We start from the raw sequence: 16,487 nt of genomic DNA on the forward strand, positions 1-16,487 counted from the left end.
GTGAGAAGTGGGAGGTGAGAGGTGGGATGCTTGTAGAAACTGGCTATGCCAGTTTCAGATTAAAGCTGTCCTGCTTCTCATTTCTCCCGCTCGTGATGGCGGTTTGTCCTATGATTGACGCCTCTAAACAATATAGTAAATACTGGGATGGGTGCCTAGTTCGGGTTTGCGCTGAATGGTATACCGGTCTTTCAGGAGCTGCCGGACCGGCGAGGCAGGGTCAGCCAGGTCGCCAAAGGTTATAGCTCCGGCCGGGCAGGCTGCAACACATGCCGGCGGCAGGCCGGTATCAATCCGCTCGACGCAAAGGGTGCACTTCTCGACGACGCCCTTTTCGCGGGTCGGATAGGCGGGATTAATTTCTTTAATATAAGGCCGCGGATCGCGGAAATTGAAACTCCGGGCTCCAAAGGGGCAGGCGGCCATGCAGTAACGGCAGCCAATACAGCGGTGGTAGTCGATCATGACGATGCCGTCTCGACGTTTGAAGGTAGCCTTGGTAGGACAGACCCGGACGCAGGGCGGGTTGTCACAATGGTTGCAGAGGACGATAAAGGGATTATCTTTAACGTCGGCAGCCATGAATTCGTGACCCTGTTCAGGGAAGGCATTGGCAAAGGGCTCCGGCCAGATCCATTTTATCTCCTCCTTGGGATTGTCGATGATGGGTATGTTATGTTCCCGCCGGCAGGCGTCAAAACAGCGACGGCAGCCCTCCCCGTAGCGGGGCCAGCACTTTTGCATGTCGATGACCAGTCCCCACCGTTTACCCTGCAGGGCCTTGGGGCTGGCCAGGTATTCCGGACTACCACTGCCGGTCGCGAACCCCTTAACGGCTGGCAGCAGGGCCAGCCCCAGGGCACAGGCACCGCCCAGTTTTAAAAAGTCCCTCCTGCTCGTTTCCATTACTGATTCTCCTTTGGCTCAACATGGCAGGACCAGCAGTCCGGCTCCACTCCAGCGTAGTTATGACATTGATCGCAAAACTCGGCCTTGTTGGTATGACACTGGAAGCAGGTGTTTTCCAGGCTCATGGCGTACTGTTTACCATCACTGGCGACGTAGATCTCCTGGCCGTCCCTGACTACCCGGGTCCGCCAATCGTTCAGCAGCTGCATGTGGTTATCACGCATATACTGGGTGGCCTCAATGCATTGCTTGCTGGGTAGCTGGCGGATGGCCGGTGTATCCAGGCTGGGATTCGCCACCGGAGCAGCCCGGCCAGCGTTGGACCAGAAAGGGAAAGTCAGCAGGCCGACGAAGATTGCCAGGCCGGTCAGGATATAACGGGCATCACGATACATGATCATCTATCGCCCCTTCTTTGCCGGGTAAGGGTTCTCCCCGCAGGTTGGTGGTTCTCTCGCCCTCGCCCTGCATTAACAGGGCATTGCCCACCAGTTCGTGGACGCCGGTCACCCCGACCCCCGGCACCCAGTAGTCCATCAAAGCCGGGAAGACGGCGCGATCGACGGCGCAGATGCAGGCCAGCATATTGACGCCGTACTTATCGTGGACGTATTTCACCGCATTGGCCCGGGGCAGGCCGCCCCGCATGCGCATCTCCATGTACTCGTCAGCGTTCAAACCGGCACCGCTGCCACAGCAGAAGGTCTGCTCCCGGATGGTGTTCTCCGGCATCTCAAAGAAATTATTGCAGACATGCTTGATGATATAACGCGGCTCCTCAAAAAGTCCCATGGCGCGCGCCGGGTTGCAGGAGTCATGGAAGGTGACCCGCAGGTTATCGTTACGGCTGGGATCCAGCTTTAATTTGTTGTGCCGGATTAGGTCGGCAGTAAACTCGACGATATGAACCATCTTCGTGGACCGGGCGTTCTCAAACCTGGTGCCGGTGATGGGCGAAACGGGTACTTCCAGGAAATCTGCCGGGCCGTTCATTGTATCCATATACTGGTTAATAACGCGCCACATGTGGCCGCACTCGCCACCCAGGATCCACTTTACTCCCAGGCGCCGGGCCTCGGCATACATCTTGGCATTGAGGCGCTTCATCATTTCATGGGAAGTGAACAGGCCGAAATTGCCGCCCTCGGAGGCGTAGGTGCTCCAGGTGTAGTCCAGGCCGAGCTCGTGGAAGAGCATCAAATAGCCCATGAGGGTGTAGGTACCGGGGTCGGCGAAGACGTCCCCCGACGGGGCGATAAAAAGGATCTCCGCTCCCTTGCGATTAAAGGTGGGTTCCACCCGGATACCGGTTATGTTCTCGATCTCATCGACACAGAACTCCACCATATCCTTAAAGGCGTGGGGTTCAATGCCGACATGGTTCCCGGTGCGGTAGCAGTTAGCCACCGGGGAAGCGATCCAGTCGATATTGCAACCCACCAGGTTGAGTAGTTCCCGGCCAATCATGGTAATTTCCGCCGTATCAATGCCGTAGGGACAGAAGAGGGAGCAGCGGCGGCACTCGGTACACTGGAAAAAATAATAGAACCATTCCTTCAAAACATCCACCGTCAGATCCCGGGCACCGACGAGTTTGCCCATCAGCTTGCCGGCGGTGGTAAAGTCGCGGCGGTAGACTGAACGCAGGAGTTCCGCCCGCAGGACGGGCATGTTCTTGGGATCACCGCTGCCAATAAAGAAATGGCACTTATCGGCGCAGGCGCCGCAGCGGACGCAGATATCCATGAAGATCTGCAGGGAACGGAAGCGGCCCAGGCGTTCCCGCAAACCCTCCAGAATAATCTCCTGCCAGTTCTCCGGTAGTTTCCAATCCTCGTCTTCCGGCGACCATTCCCGGGGGTTGGGCAGGCCTACTACTTCCAGGCTTTTGGGCTTGGCCGCGTATAAGTAGTTACCGCGCCGGAAGTGGACCGGCGTATCCATCCACCCCGTCCGGGGCGGCCGGTGATCGATCTTTAAAAGTTCTTCTGGTTTGGGTACAGCTGCCATTTTCACACCTTCTCCAGGAGATTGGCTTTTTGCAGTAATCTGGCGGTCCTGTTTTTTACTTCATTCACCCGGATCTCATAAAGCTTCTCCCGGCAGGCCAGATAGATATCGAAAGCCTGCAGGGCCAGCCTGTCGACCCGCCCGGCAAAGACGCGTATCTCCTCCGGCGAGATGTGGGCGGCCTGGATCTCCCCCGCCAGTTCGTCCTCCACAATTTTCTTGAGGTACAAGATACCGCCGACAGCCTGGGAGGGAAGGAAATCCTGGATGGCTTTAATACGTAAAAAGTCGTCCAGGCAGGTGGCAGTTTTAGCGGTCTCTTCTTTATCGCTAAGGAGCGCTTCGAATAGCCCGGTTATGGCCTGGAAAATGGTATGCCCCACCGGATTGACAAAACGGTCTTTTTCCCGCTGCAAAAATCTGGCCGTCTCAGGTGGGTACTCCGCCGTCAGTAACTGGAACCATCTATTAATGACCGCAATCTTTCTCTCTGCTAGAAAAACATCTAATTTCATGTCAATCACGCCTTTAGCGAGTAACCGTCTGCTGACAGGTTAACAACCGCCAGTAAAGTCGAATTAAATCCCCGGATGAGCCAAACCCCCTTTTTCACAAAGGGGCTACCTCCTTTTTTGTCACCGAAGGAACTACTTTTGGTATTTATAAATTTAATTCGCTATTTCTCCTCAAAATCCTGCTGCCAGCAGAATTTTTTCTTAAACTAAAGCCTCAAATTGGCCGGCTGTCGCCAGGACGCGTTGAATATAGGACCGGGTTTCCTTATAGGGAGGCACGCCATGATAACGCTCCACAGCCCCGGGCCCGGCGTTATAGGCCGCCAGGGCCAGGCGGGTATCGCCCTGGAAACGATCCAGGAGTTGCCGCAGGTACCGGGCACCACCATCCAGGTTGGCTGCGGGATCAAAGGGGTCATTTACCCCCAGGGCCCTGGCCGTAGCCGGCATGAGCTGCATCAATCCTATGGCTCCCGCGGGGGACACGGCCCGGGGATCAAAGCCGGACTCAGCCGTCACTATCCCCCGGAGGAGTTCCGGGGAGAGGTTATACCGGGCTGCTATGGGGCCAATGAGGTCCTGCATGTTAGCGCCGGAAGGCAGGGAGGTGGCCGTCCGATTCATGGTGTTTTCCCAGGCGACTCCCCGGGCTCCTCCGTGCCGGTTAAAGGCCGGGGAGGCCACCGGTGTCCCGTCCCCGCCCTTATCGTTATCCATTAAAAGGGCCAGGAGCAGCAGGGTGTTAAAGTTTTCTTTATCCCCTGCAGCAGTTCCGTCAGCTGTGGCCTGCATCTTCGCCCAGGCTGCTATTACCGGTGCCAGGGTATCGATGTTCACAATGGCATCCTTCCTTTATTTGCCTTGTCAACTATTACCTTAACCTGAACTTTCCTGTTGTCCATTATATCATAATCGTCACCTTTATAGTTGTTTGAACTAGTTGTCCCTCAATAAAAAAAACAGGCTCTATGCCTGTTAAAAACCATGTCACCTGGGAACAATTTAGCGAACTTTTCGCTGGCGAAATTTGCTCCGCCGGAGGGGGCTCCCTCCTACCCGGTTGCAGCACTGGTAAGGATATTGGTCAGCTCAGCCTTGTTGGGTACCCGGCTGGCTAGCAGCACCTTGCCGTTAACTACCAGGGCCGGGGTGCTCATGACGCCGTAACCCATAATCTGCTTGATAGCAGTAACCAGTTCAATACCGGCCGCCAACCCCAGTTCGTTTACTACCTGCCGGCTTAACTGCTCCAGTTTGTGACAGTTAACACAGCCACCCCCAGGACCTTGATCTCCATCTGCCCGTGCATCTCCATAGCTTTTTGCTAATATTATTATATATCCGGACGGCCCTGAGTCAAGACAATTACCTTTCCGGAGCCGGCCTCTACCCGGCCGATAACCCTGGCCGCCTTCACCCCGCGGGCGAGCAGGTCGTCCAGTAGAGCCTTTACCCTGTCCTTACCGACAGCAATGAGCAATCCCCCTGAAGTCTGGGGATCATAAAGGACGTCTCGCAGGGCCTCCGGCACACCGGCGTCGATGCTGACACTGTTTTCCACGTAGTGGCGGTTGTTATAAGCGCCCCCGGGTACCAGGCCCATGGCCGCCAGTTCTCGAGCCTGGGGGAGGACCGGAATGTCCCCGGCGTTCAAGACCAGATCGACACCACTACCCCGGGCCATCTCCAGCCCGTGGCCCAGGAGGCCGAAGCCGGTGATATCGGTACAGGCATGGACACCGGCGGCTACCATGGCCAGGGCTGCTTCCCGGTTCAGGGTGGCCATCCAGCGGCTAACCTCCGCCTCCAGGCCCGGCGGGGCCATCTCGGCTTTGATCGCCGTGGTGATAATCCCCGTGCCTAGGGGTTTAGTCAGGACCAGCTGATCACCGGGACGAGCAGCGCAGTTGGTAATTATCTGGTCGGGATGGACGACGCCGGTAACGGCCAGGCCATACTTGGGTTCATCGTCGTCAATGCTGTGGCCGCCGACCAGGACCGCCCCGGCTTCCAGGATCTTATCGGCGCCCCCCCGCAGGATCTCGCCCAGGACGGTAATATCAACTTTCTTGCTGGGGAAGGCCACCAGATTCAAAGCCGTTATTGGCCGCCCGCCCATGGCATAGACGTCACTCAAAGCGTTGGCGGCGGCAATCTGGCCATAAAGGTAAGGATCATCGACGATGGGGGTAAAAAAGTCGACGGTTTGGATAATAGCCAGGTCGTCGGTCAAGCGGTAGACACCGGCATCATCAACACTATTCATGCCTACCAGCAGGTTAGGGTCAGCCATGGCCGGCAGGTATTGTAGTACCTGGTTAAGGGTCCCCGGACCCATCTTCCCCGCTCACCCGGAGCTGCAGGAAAGCGAGGTCAGCCGAGGCTTTCCCGGTAAGGGGTTGAAGCCGCAGGTATCTTTTGCTGCCATTTGTCGACCTCCCTTCTTATCTGGCCTCTTGTTTTACCGTGCCCCCCATATTTATTTGTCGCAGGGGGGTATAAGCCCCCTGGAGGCCTCTTTTTATTCTACCAGTTTTTCTCCCACCCATGTATGACAAATTGGCATAAGAAAAAGGCCCGCCGGGAAGCCCTTGAATGTTAAAAATGCCGTAGCTGCGGGTAAGGGGTTTTCCCTGCTTCCCGCAGGGGGAAGTATTACTCCTTTTTTTTGATTAAAAAGGAGTAATAATCCTCCCGCGGTTCCACGGCTACCAGGGTATGCCCGGCCTCCTGGCACCAGGCCGGGAGGTCGAACTCGGCCGCCAGGTCATCGGTCCATACCTCCAGGAGCTGTCCGGGTCGCAACCGCTTCATCCTTTTTACTGTAGCCATTAAGGGTCCCGAACAGGTCATCCCCCGGCAATCAAGAATCTTGGCGGCCACTAAACCCCTGCCTCCCGGTAGTGCTTGTTCAACAACCCGAGCAGGTTGCGGACCAGATTCTTTTCCTCTTCTCTGCTGCGTTGGACAAACTCCTTTAGCTCCCGGTACTCCTCCTCGGCCTCAGCCTCCAGGGGGCGACGGTTTTCATTCATTATCCCCAGGAAATCAAGGAGACCCTTGATCTCCCGGTCACTCCATCCCGCCAAGTCGCGGACGACCTGCTGCAGGGTAGGCCGGCGCAGGGCTTCCCGGATATCGGCAGCCAGGCGATAATCCAGGTAGAGCTCTTCTTCCTCATCCTCCATCAGGAAATAGCAGGTAGAAACCCCCAGGGCTTCCGCCAGGCTGCTCAGGGTAGCCAGGGAGGGCTGGATGCGGTCGGTTTCAATCTGGCCGATAAGGCTGTGGGAAATTCCCATCTGCCGGGCCAGTTCCTTCTGGGTCAGGCCGATCTTCTCCCGCAGGCGTTTCAGCCTGTTACCCAGGGTATCCTCCTGGCTGGAACGCAGGAGGGAACTGGTGCTGACTTCCAGGACGCCAGCCAGCTTCTCCAGGGTCTTCAGGGAAGCGGTAGAACGGGAACGCTCAATCTCGCTGATGTGGGCCAGGGACACCCCGGAGCGGCGGCTCAACTCACTCAAGGTAATCCCCTTTTGCTCCCGTAGACGCCGCAGCCGGGCGCCAACGTTGTTCTCGTTCTTATTACCATTTTCTTCTTGAAAGTAACTGGCATCTACCCCCAGAATGGTAGCGACTTCTGCCAAGGTGGCCACTGACAGCCTCCTGGTCCCCTCCTCGACCTCGATCATGCAGTCAGGGGCTATATCCAGGCGATCAGCCAGTTCCTCCAATGGCATACCCTTCTCTTCCCTGAGCTTTTTTAATTTCTCGCCGATGGTCATTCCCGGCCCTCCTTCCTTCCAGGCACTATTTCGTCCTGTAAATTTTCCTTACCTGCCGCCAGGGCCACCAGCCGGGGCGCCCATCCAGGGCTGGCCGGGGCATATAAATGGTTGTAGCCGGCCAGGGTTCTCCGGTAGAGAATACCGTCCACCTGACCGTCAAGGCCAAAACCGCGGCGTACCCGGTAAAGGAAAGCCAGCTCATGACGGTCCAGGTTAATTACCCGCGAGTGATGAAATTCGTGGCCCCGGATCAGGCTACCCCGGGGTAGGAAGGGGCTATCGCCGGCGACCTCCAGGGCCGTATAACCGTGCCCCTGGGGACAGGAGGACATGGTTATGTCATAGGGCAGGGCGCCGCTCATTTCGTACCAGCGCCCCTGGTAATTGAGCCTGCGGGCCAGGTACATTAAACCGCCACACTCGGCATAGACCGGCAGGCCGGCAGCCACTGCCTCTTTCACCCCGCGGCGCAGGGACCGGTTGGCTTCCAACCGGGCGGCGAAAACCTCGGGAAACCCCCCCCCCAGATAGAGCCCTTGAATATCCGGCAACTCCTCATCCTCCAGGCTATTGATCTTTACCAGTTCGGCGCCGGCGGCTACCAGGGCCTCCAGGTTCTCCGGGTAATAGAAGCTAAAGGCGCGATCTTGAAAGACACCCAGGCGTACCCGCGGTGGGATGCTTCCGGTTTCTACTACCGGGACCGGTATTGGCGAAACCCGGCTGGCAATGGCCAGGAGGGCCTCCAGGTCGACGGCCGTTGCTATGGCCTTGCCGGTGGCTTCCAGGATTACGTGGAGGCGTTCGTTTTCCACTGCCGGGATCAGGCCCAGGTGGCGGTCCGGTATACCGAAGTCTTTATTCTTGGGCAGGGCCCCCAGGACCGGCAGGCCGGTATAATGCTCAATGGAGCGCCGCAGGATGTCCTCATGGCGGGCGCGGGCCACCCGGTTCAGAATTACCCCGGCAATCCGGACCCCGGGGTCAAAGTTGCAGAAACCCTGCACCAGCGCGGCGGCGCTCCGGGTCATGCGGGTGGCATCGATCACCAGGATTACCGGGGCCGCCAGGGTGCGCGCCACGGCAGCCGTGCTATCACTGCCCTCCAGGTCCAGGCCGTCAAAGAGGCCCATGGCCCCTTCCACCAGTCCCAGGTCGGCGCCCTGGCAGGTAACAGCAAAGTGTTCCCGGAGTTTCTCCGGCGGTAAAAAATAAAGATCCAGGTTGCGGCAGGGGCGGCCTGCCACCAGGGTTAACCAGCTGGGATCGATAAAGTCCGGGCCTTTTTTGAAGGGCTGCACAATAAGACCCTTTTGCCGCAGGGCGGCTATTAAGCCCAGGGTGATAGTTGTTTTGCCGGAACGGCCGTGGGGTGCTGCAATTACTAAACGCACCGGTCCGTTTCCCCCTTCAATACCTCAGGTGCAGGTCCTGACGCAGGCTGGTTACCGGAAAGTGGTTATCAACTATATCAGCTGCCGGGCTGGCCTCGATGGTTTGCAAAAAGACCGGCCAGCCTAACCGTTCCACAAAGGTATGCAGCCTTTCGCCTGGTTTTCCCCGGGACCGCCAGGCGGCAATAATGCGCTGCACCCTGGCAATGATTGCCCCATAGCCGACTGCTGCCGCCGGTACCCGGGTGAAAACTACCGCCCCCATCTCCGGTCCCCGCCGGCTATTACCGCCGTGCCCCCCGACGGCAATAGATACATAGCGTTCCGGTCCAGGTTTAATCCCTTCTGGAGCCACCTGGATGCACGAGGTACAACGAATACAGCGGTTGGCATTTATCACCACCGTTGTACCCCCTGCTACCTGGCGGGGCCGGATGGCCCCTACCGGGCAACCGGATAGCAAGTGCCCGAAATCAATATTGGCCGCCATGAGGGCAGTATCGTCAACCTGAGGAACGGTGGCCAAGTACCCGGAGATGCCGATGTCGGCCTCGACGCCGCCGCCGCACTGGTTAGGGCAACCGGTTACGGATATCTTTAAAGGTGCCGGCAATTCCTGGCAGGAAAACTCCCGGTATAAACTGTCGGCCAGGGCCTTGGCAATACTGGGCGCGTCGACAGCGGCATTCTGGCAGTGGACAAAGGAGGTACAGCATTTTATCTGGTGCAGGCTGTTGCCGGTCCCCCCAGCCGAAAAACCGGCGGCGGCCAGTTCGGCTAGGAAGGTATCCAGGAGCTCCGGCCGGACGCCTACAAACTCGAAGCCCTGGCGGCTGGTACGCCGGCCTGTCCGGGCATAAGTGCGAATCCAGCGGGCTAGCTGCCGCAGGGTAGCCGCGCTTAACAGGCCGTTAGGTGGCAGGATGATCCTGACCGTCAGGATGGCGGTACCGGCGGCGGCCAGGTGCCGGATGACCCCCGGGCGGACCTGTTCGTGGCTGACCAGATCGCCCCGACAGGCCATTAGTTCCGGTGGTATCTGGCGGCGGTAATCGGGCATCAGCCCTGCCGGCAGGTCGTCGTTGGCCACCCTTGACTTCTCCTTCACAAATAGGCTTCTACGTTGTTAATATACGTTGCGCTTAGGGCTCAAGAGGATTTGGGGTTCGACCTCCAGGCCCAGTTCCTGCAGGATCTTTACGGGACCCACCCGGGCGATAAAGTCTCCCACCCGCTCCTTTTTCCGGGCATTATCAGCCCAGAATTCCAGGAAGGCGCCGTAGATATCACCGATGGCGGTAAAATCGTCGTCTTTTACCGGGATAAAGGGTACCAGGACATAACCTACCATGGGACCCTGGGGACCCCGGTGGCCGTACTTGCCCCCGGCCACCCAGGCCACCCCCCGCTCGCGGCCAGGGCGGATAGCCGGGCAGTAATTGATGCAGGCCATACAACGCCAGCATCGTCCCCGGTCCAGCTGCAGGGTATCCCCGGCCCAGGCCAGGGCACCAGCCGGGCAGGCGGCCAAGAGCATGGCCGGGTCGCCCCCCTTCCGAAGCCAGCCGGCCAGTAGGTCGGCGTCGATTTGCGGCCAGTCCCGGTAGACGCCGACAAAGGAGTGATCCTTTTGCATCATGGCCCGGACGCAGTCGTTGGGACAGCCGGCAACGGCGCTTTTTACCTTCTGGGGATAACCGGGATACTGCTGGTCGTCGATAAACCGCTGGCCCAGGTAGGTGGCCAGAGCCGGGGCATCCACCAGGGCCATTTCACAACGTACCGGGCCGCAGCAGGCCGTAAGACAGCGCAGGTCATCCCCCGTGGAGCCTACATCAAGGCCACCAGCATTTAACTCTTTTACCAGAGGAAGCATCTGCCGGCGGTCGGTGTAGATCTCTATCGTGCCGCCGCTGGTAAAGTGAACTAGCCCCCGGCCGTACTTTTCGGCGCACTCGGCCAGTCTTTCCAGGGTGGCAGCTGCCAGCCAGCCCCCGGGCGGTGAGAGGATGCGGATATAAGAGGATTCCTGGATAATATCCGGCCGGCGGCTGTTACGGACAGCCACCCCGGCCGGGAGCTCCGGGATACTGATATAGCCGCCGTGACCGTAGGCCGATTCCCCTGCTGCCAGCCCGCTTTCATACATGGCCAGGGGATAACTGCTGTTAACCATCTCCCGGATATGGCTCGGGGATAACCCGGCCATTAGCTGCCGGCATAGGGGGAAATCCCGGGTAATTTCCGGCAAATTTCAACACTCCTTGGGCATGGGCAGGCCGGTAATCTGGCTGATCTCGCCAATCGGGTTACCGGGGAAGAGTTTGTAGATCCTTTTTTTCTCCAGGCCGCTCAGCTTAATCAAGTTGCGTAGAGTGCAGATGGTCTGGTGCTGCCGGTAATAATCAAAACTTATCTCGATCAGGTGCCAGTGCTCTCCAGTCAGGATCAGCCCCCGCTCTGCAGCCTTGACTCTAATGACCTCACGCTTTTCTTCCGGCGGCAACACTTTTAAGACCTCCCTATGGATCTAGAGGCCAGCAAGCGCTGGCCTCCCTGCCCGATCCCTTCTTTACACGCAGCCGGTGGGTTTTGGTAGACCGGCAACCTTACAGGCCCCTTTAGCCGGGCCACTGGGGAAGAGGTCGTAGATCTGCTTCAGGCTGAAGCCGGTTTCTTTACAGACCTTACGAATCATCGGAGCAATACCGAACTGGAGGTAGTACTGGCGCAGGTAATTGACCAGCTTCCAGTGGTCCTCCGTCATTTCCGTTACCCCCTCGGCTGTGGCCAGGGCCTGAGCTACGGCCTCGTTCCACTTGCTGGGGTCGGCCATGAACCCATCTTCATCAACTTCCAGTTCGATACCGGCAAGATTAACTGTCGGCATGTACAACACCTCCTGCTAGATTTTATTATACCTGTTCCTTGGTATTTAGGCTACAGGTAAAAACCTCTTATCCCCACTTTCTCGGCCCTTACTTGTTCAGTAAGCAGGGATAATTCAGGTCCATCTCCTTTCATTAACTGCGGACCAGGGCATTGGCGACCAGCTCGCTAACACCCATAAATTGCACCGGCAGCTTATAATAATTGATAATCTCCCGGAACTGGCCCTTGCAGTTAGAGCAGGCCAGGGCTACAATACTAGCGCCGGTGGCCTTAAGTTGCTCGGCCTTTAGTTTGCCGTAGGTTTCCATACGGAACTTAAGGAAATTACCCTTCTCCATTATAGCAAAGCCGCTGCCACCACCGCAGCAAATACTCATTTCCCGGTTGGGGGTCATCTCCCGGAAATCAGTACAGCAGGCCTGGATGATGCGCCGCGGTTCATCATAAAGCCCCCCCAGGCGGCCCAGCTTACAGGAATCGTGGTAGGTCACCGGTTCGGTGTTCTGCTGGGGGTCAACCTTGATCCGCCCCTCCCGGATCCACTGATCCTCCAGTTCGAGGATGCTCTTGATCTCAAAGGGCCTGTCTTCCGCCGGAATGAGGCGCTGGATCAAATACTTCAGGGCCTCAAAGGCATGACCGCACTCGCCGACGACAAAGGTCTTAATCCCTAACTTCTTCGCCGTTTCGATGTGGGCCCGGGCGACATTGGCAAACTCGCTGTCACTATAAAACACCCCGTAGTTGACAGCGTCGTTGAGGCCCGTTTCCGGCGAGTTGAGGGTCCAGTCGACCCCGGCGGCGTTCATAACCTCGGCCGCGCCCATCACCGTTTCGGCGAAGGCCAGGTAATCGCCGGCATTATGCATCAGGAGATACTCGGCCCCCTGTTTATCAACAGGTATTTTCAGCTTGTACCCCCGGCTGTCCTCAATCTCTTCCTCCAGGAATTCGATCATATCGAAAAAGGCCGGCGCCGGCATGCCGGTGGCGTTACCCATCTGGACCTGCTTCTGGGTGCCGTTTTTCTTTAACTCGTCGGGGGCAATATCAATGGCGTCAAAGATTTTGCGCGTTTCCCGGGCGATCAGGCCGTTATCAATGGCCACCGGGCAGGCATAGGCGCAGCGGCGGCAGATGGTGCAGCGGTAAATATTTTCGGCCATGGCGTTGAGTTTGTCTTCCGTCAAAACCTCGGCTCCGACCAGGCCCGGGAAAAGACGGCCGGCCAGGGTAAAGTACCGCTTATAGACCTTCCGCAGCATATCGGAACGATAAACCGGGTGGTAGATATCCTTACGACCGCTGGCCAGGTAAACCGGGCAGACTTCAGCACAGGTGCCGCACTTCATGCAGGTATCCAGGGAGAGGGTGTAGGGTAACCAGAAGGTCCAGTTATCACGCTGCTGCAGGGATTTACGCATGGCCTGCAGGAATTTTTCCACTCGCGGTTCGTCTGGTTTCAGAGTTTCATCCGCAAGGACCCGGTACTCATCGAAGACTTTACGCATTATTCCATTTCACCCCATTTGACCTTGTGGTAGGTAAAATATTTGACGGCAAAATGGGCCATCCGGGTAAAGGGTAGGTAAACCAGAAAAAATTGGAATACCAGGAGAAAGATCAGGTAGCTGCCCGGCAACGGCAAGCGGGGTTGCAGGGTGAATAAACTGATTAAGTAAGTCCTGAAGGCCCAGTCGCTTACCACCCCGCCGGTCAAAGCAGTAAAGGCCACCAGGAAAACAAGCAACAGGTTGAAATACTCCACCGGCGTGGATATCTGGCGCAGTTCCGGGGTCCAGGCCCGCAGTAAAAAGATGGCTCCGGAACCGATTACAGCCAGGCATCCTCCAGCCAGGCCCAGATAAAGGGCGAAGGGCGCGCCCAGCAGCAAGAAAACGAACCAGAAGAACACCAGGTAGATGCCATAGTGCATGGTCAGAGAAGGCAACCATAATTTACGGTTATAGTTATAAAGGCTTCGCAGGGTAAAAACCTCGGTCAAGAGTTCACCCAGTTGTCTCCCCAGGGTGCGCGGGTAGGGAAAGAGTTCCCAGTGGAGGTTGACGGGAGCCTGGAACAAAAGAATAATTTTCGTTGCCAGCCCCACCACCAAAACCGCCAGGGATACATACGGCAGGATGCCGCCGATAAATGACTGCCAGATAGCCATAAGCCGGCCTCCTCTATCGTTCGCACAAGTGCGACTATGATATTTATAAAATTAATCTCGTGAACAAGATAAGTATTTCGCTGTTCAGGCCTATTTTCCTGCTGCCCGGCGAAATTTTTTTGGTATAACTAAAACACAGCGGCCCCGGTAAAAACCGGGGCCGCTGTTAGTAGCGGTACTTCCGTTGTGGTAAACTTTAATGCCTCTACTCTAGTGCAAAGGTGCGGCAATGATCCCGCCGAAGAAGAGGTTGGCCACGATAAACCCAACAATGACATTAACCAGGACCACTGTCGTGAAGGCGATGATGGGTTTCCGGCCCATGGCCCGGATATCCTGGATCTTGGTGTTCAGACCGATGCACAGGAAGGCCAGGACGAAAAGCCAGGTCCGCATGGTATTAAGGTTGGCCGAGATATGAGCATCAACAGCGGGTTTGCCCAGGGAAACGACCCAGGAAGTTGTTATAAACGAAGCTACCAAAAAGGCCAGAACGAACTTGGGAAAACGTTCCCAGATAACCATGGCGCTAGGGCGTTCGCCGCTGGCTGCTGCCTCCCAGCGGGTTACAGCCATGGTGGCGAAAATAAAGGAGAGGACGCCGATCATCACGTCACGATTGAGCTTCACCAGGGTGAAGGCTTTGACGGCATTATCCGATACCATGGCTGCCGACGCCAACCCGGCGGCGTCGGCCAGTTCGGATCCACCAATCCAGGCCCCGGTGACATACTCATTGAGGCCAAAGAGCCGCCCCAGAACCGGCAGGAGGAAAATGAGAACTAGCGCATAGAGGACCACCAGAGAAATTACGTAGCCGACATGTTTTTCCTCGGCTTTAACGGAGCTACCGACGGCAATGGCGGCCGAAACACCACAGACGGAACCGCCGGCACCCAGGACGGCGGCGAAACGAGGGTCATAACCCAGCCGGCGGGCGATGGTGAAGGCTACGATAAAGCCAACGGCAACAATACAGATGGCTTCCAGAAAACCCCAGACACCACCGGAAACGATAACTGTAAAGGGGAGGCCGGCACCCAAGAGGACAATACCGGTTTTAATAAAGAATTCCGTCCGTTTGGCGCCTTCCTGAAACCATTCGGGTAGTGTAGTGAAGTTACCGATAATCAGGCCAATGACCAGGGACCAGAAGGGGTACTCAAGACCATAGTGTTTGATGGTGTGCTGGCTACCAATAATCAGGATTATAAGGGAAGCGATGAATAAAACCGTAAAGGAGGCAATATAATGGCCCACCTTGCCACCCATTACGGAGACGGCAATGGTGGTTAGAACCAGCAGAACCAGGTACATGGCTATATAGGAACCGAGATTAGCGGCGAAGTGGGCTCCCAGGCTCTTAGTCGGCCACTCCACCGGCATGGCGGCCTTCAAAAAGTCCAAGGATGAACCTGCTTTGAAGGCGAAGTAGGTCAATAGCACTAAGAAGAGGCCTAGATAAACTGACCACCAGTCTTCACTGGCTAGAAAGGGACTACGCTTGTTACCGTTCGGCATTTTGTCTCCCCCCAGATTATGTTTTTTTCGAGCGGTCATTTGGTTTGAGTTATCTTATTTTTCTTTCCGCTCCTATCCCCCTTTCCTGTTAACTCCCACATCACCCCCCCTCCGGCATGCAGCCACTTTCACAAAGAGAACTACGATATTTATAATATGTCGTTTGATATTATAAATCTTTTCTCCTTTTTATTTCTTTATTTCGCTATCAGCCGTAAAATTCCTGCTTTGACAAGATATTTTTTTGCTATAATTAAAGCTCGAGCCCCCGCGTCCTGGGCTTTGAATTTAAAGTATTAATCTAATAATGGTATAAATGTTTTTTATTTTAATCCCCGACGCACAACACGCTGCAATGCATTCTTTCTAGTCATTTTGTGGTTGCTTTCCCATTGCTATTATTAATTTTATTTCGCCGTCAATAACAATTTTCCTGCCGGGGGTTATAAATTTTTTTCCAAAAAAGGAAAAGCAGCCATTCTGGGAAGGCTGCCGATAAATACCGAAACATATGAGTTTATCAATCTTCGTCCCCGGTTAAACTGCCATCATTACTGATATAATAAGCCAGTCTTTGAAGGTCCAGGTTATAATCGGCGTTATAAACCATCACCCCTGGCGGTACACTCAGGGTTATGGGAGCATAACTCAAAATCCCCCTGATGCCGTACTTGACCATCTCCAGGACCACCCGCTGGGCTTCTTCCGCCGGTACAGCCAGCAAAGCCAGCTTGACGTCGTGTTCCTTGATAAACTCCGGCATGGCCTCCATGGGACTGACCTCCTGCCCCCCCACCAGGCGGCCGACTTTATCGGGATCCCGGTCGAAAATGCCGGCTATATGAAAATGCTGGCCGTACTTGCGGTTGTGTTCAGCCAGGGCGGAGCCCAGTTTGCCAGCGCCCACCAGGATCAGGGGCCAGTCTTTATCCAGGCCCAGGATGCGCGCAATGGCGTCTTTCAAATAACTGACATTATAGCCGACTCCCCTTTTACCAAGTTCACCGAACCAGGCCAGGTCCTTGCGGATTACTGAGGGATCGACACCCACCCGCACCCCCAGGACCTGGGAGTTGATCTCCTCGATGCCGTGGTCTTCGATTAAATTCAGGCAGCGATAATAAAGGGGTAGGCGCTCAATGGTCGAGCGGGGTATTTTAATCCGGAAAGGCATTTTGGTCCTCCTCACTTATACCAGTATGGGTTTAATTATAGCAAAAATCCGGTAAAAAAGTCTACGTTAAAGATCGTTACAGCCGAAGTACCAGGGCTGGCGGTATAGGCT

Annotated in this window: 18 protein-coding genes; all 18 read right to left on the bottom strand. The window is 56.2% G+C overall.

Annotated features, from left to right (window positions below; translation table 11 throughout):
• Window positions 1-123: 123 nt before the first annotated feature.
• Window positions 124-906 carry a sulfate reduction electron transfer complex DsrMKJOP subunit DsrO gene (gene dsrO / locus SDD30_RS01745; RefSeq protein WP_434073212.1) on the bottom strand — a complete coding sequence of 261 codons (783 nt, stop codon included), beginning with the start codon at window positions 904-906 and terminating at the stop codon, window positions 124-126.
• Window positions 906-1,310 (bottom strand): sulfate reduction electron transfer complex DsrMKJOP subunit DsrJ, encoded by a 405-nt coding sequence (gene dsrJ, locus SDD30_RS01750; protein ID WP_434073213.1) that lies wholly within the window; start codon window positions 1,308-1,310, stop codon window positions 906-908. Before dsrJ ends, dsrO begins: the two co-directional genes overlap by 1 nt.
• Complete coding sequence (dsrK, locus tag SDD30_RS01755; protein WP_434073214.1) at window positions 1,294-2,919, bottom strand: sulfate reduction electron transfer complex DsrMKJOP subunit DsrK; 1,626 nt, start codon at window positions 2,917-2,919, stop codon at window positions 1,294-1,296. The genes dsrJ and dsrK overlap by 17 nt, the downstream gene beginning before the upstream one ends.
• A 2-nt stretch (window positions 2,920-2,921) precedes the next feature.
• Window positions 2,922-3,434 (bottom strand): RsbRD N-terminal domain-containing protein, encoded by a 513-nt coding sequence (locus SDD30_RS01760; protein WP_434073215.1) that lies wholly within the window; start codon window positions 3,432-3,434, stop codon window positions 2,922-2,924.
• Between the two features lie 201 nt (window positions 3,435-3,635).
• Window positions 3,636-4,271, bottom strand: a complete 636-nt coding sequence (locus SDD30_RS01765; RefSeq protein WP_434073216.1) for a lytic transglycosylase domain-containing protein — start codon at window positions 4,269-4,271, stop codon at window positions 3,636-3,638.
• Between the two features lie 215 nt (window positions 4,272-4,486).
• Window positions 4,487-4,771 carry a thioredoxin family protein gene (locus SDD30_RS01770; RefSeq protein ID WP_434073331.1) on the bottom strand — a complete coding sequence of 95 codons (285 nt, stop codon included), beginning with the start codon at window positions 4,769-4,771 and terminating at the stop codon, window positions 4,487-4,489.
• On the bottom strand, window positions 4,768-5,862 hold the full coding sequence (selD, locus tag SDD30_RS01775) for a selenide, water dikinase SelD (protein WP_434073217.1): 1,095 nt from the start codon (window positions 5,860-5,862) through the stop codon (window positions 4,768-4,770). Before selD ends, SDD30_RS01770 begins: the two co-directional genes overlap by 4 nt.
• A 227-nt stretch (window positions 5,863-6,089) precedes the next feature.
• Window positions 6,090-6,317, bottom strand: a complete 228-nt coding sequence (locus SDD30_RS01780) for a sulfurtransferase TusA family protein (protein WP_434073218.1) — start codon at window positions 6,315-6,317, stop codon at window positions 6,090-6,092.
• Window positions 6,317-7,219, bottom strand: coding sequence for a helix-turn-helix domain-containing protein (locus tag SDD30_RS01785; protein ID WP_434073219.1), 903 nt, complete (start codon window positions 7,217-7,219; stop codon window positions 6,317-6,319). The genes SDD30_RS01780 and SDD30_RS01785 overlap by 1 nt, the downstream gene beginning before the upstream one ends.
• Entirely contained in the window at window positions 7,216-8,616 is a 1,401-nt protein-coding gene (locus SDD30_RS01790; RefSeq protein WP_434073220.1) for a cobyrinic acid a,c-diamide synthase CobB, read from the bottom strand. The genes SDD30_RS01785 and SDD30_RS01790 overlap by 4 nt, the downstream gene beginning before the upstream one ends.
• Before the next feature lie 16 nt (window positions 8,617-8,632).
• Entirely contained in the window at window positions 8,633-9,706 is a 1,074-nt protein-coding gene (locus SDD30_RS01795) for a ferredoxin-like domain-containing protein (RefSeq protein WP_434073221.1), read from the bottom strand.
• A 36-nt stretch (window positions 9,707-9,742) separates the two neighbouring features.
• Window positions 9,743-10,867, bottom strand: coding sequence for a ferredoxin-like domain-containing protein (locus tag SDD30_RS01800; protein WP_434073222.1), 1,125 nt, complete (start codon window positions 10,865-10,867; stop codon window positions 9,743-9,745).
• 3 nt (window positions 10,868-10,870) lie between these two features.
• Window positions 10,871-11,125: a TusE/DsrC/DsvC family sulfur relay protein gene (locus SDD30_RS01805; RefSeq protein ID WP_434073223.1), complete on the bottom strand. Its 255-nt coding sequence runs from the start codon at window positions 11,123-11,125 to the stop codon at window positions 10,871-10,873.
• A 63-nt stretch (window positions 11,126-11,188) separates the two neighbouring features.
• Window positions 11,189-11,506, bottom strand: a complete 318-nt coding sequence (locus SDD30_RS01810; protein ID WP_109205289.1) for a TusE/DsrC/DsvC family sulfur relay protein — start codon at window positions 11,504-11,506, stop codon at window positions 11,189-11,191.
• Between the two features lie 133 nt (window positions 11,507-11,639).
• Window positions 11,640-13,019, bottom strand: coding sequence for a (Fe-S)-binding protein (locus SDD30_RS01815; protein ID WP_434073224.1), 1,380 nt, complete (start codon window positions 13,017-13,019; stop codon window positions 11,640-11,642).
• A complete protein-coding gene (locus SDD30_RS01820) occupies window positions 13,019-13,681 on the bottom strand; it encodes a respiratory nitrate reductase subunit gamma (RefSeq protein ID WP_434073225.1) in 663 nt (220 codons plus the stop codon). The genes SDD30_RS01815 and SDD30_RS01820 overlap by 1 nt, the downstream gene beginning before the upstream one ends.
• A gap of 210 nt (window positions 13,682-13,891) precedes the next feature.
• Window positions 13,892-15,202 carry a YeiH family protein gene (locus tag SDD30_RS01825; RefSeq protein WP_434073226.1) on the bottom strand — a complete coding sequence of 437 codons (1,311 nt, stop codon included), beginning with the start codon at window positions 15,200-15,202 and terminating at the stop codon, window positions 13,892-13,894.
• Between the two features lie 520 nt (window positions 15,203-15,722).
• The gene (locus tag SDD30_RS01830; protein WP_434073227.1) at window positions 15,723-16,376 is read right to left on the bottom strand and encodes a redox-sensing transcriptional repressor Rex; all 654 of its coding nucleotides are present in this window, start codon (window positions 16,374-16,376) and stop codon (window positions 15,723-15,725) included.
• Window positions 16,377-16,487: the final 111 nt, after the last annotated feature.

Source organism: Moorella naiadis (nom. illeg.) (assembly GCF_051020825.1).
GTDB classification, from domain to species: domain Bacteria; phylum Bacillota; class DSM-521; order Neomoorellales; family Neomoorellaceae; genus Neomoorella; species Neomoorella naiadis.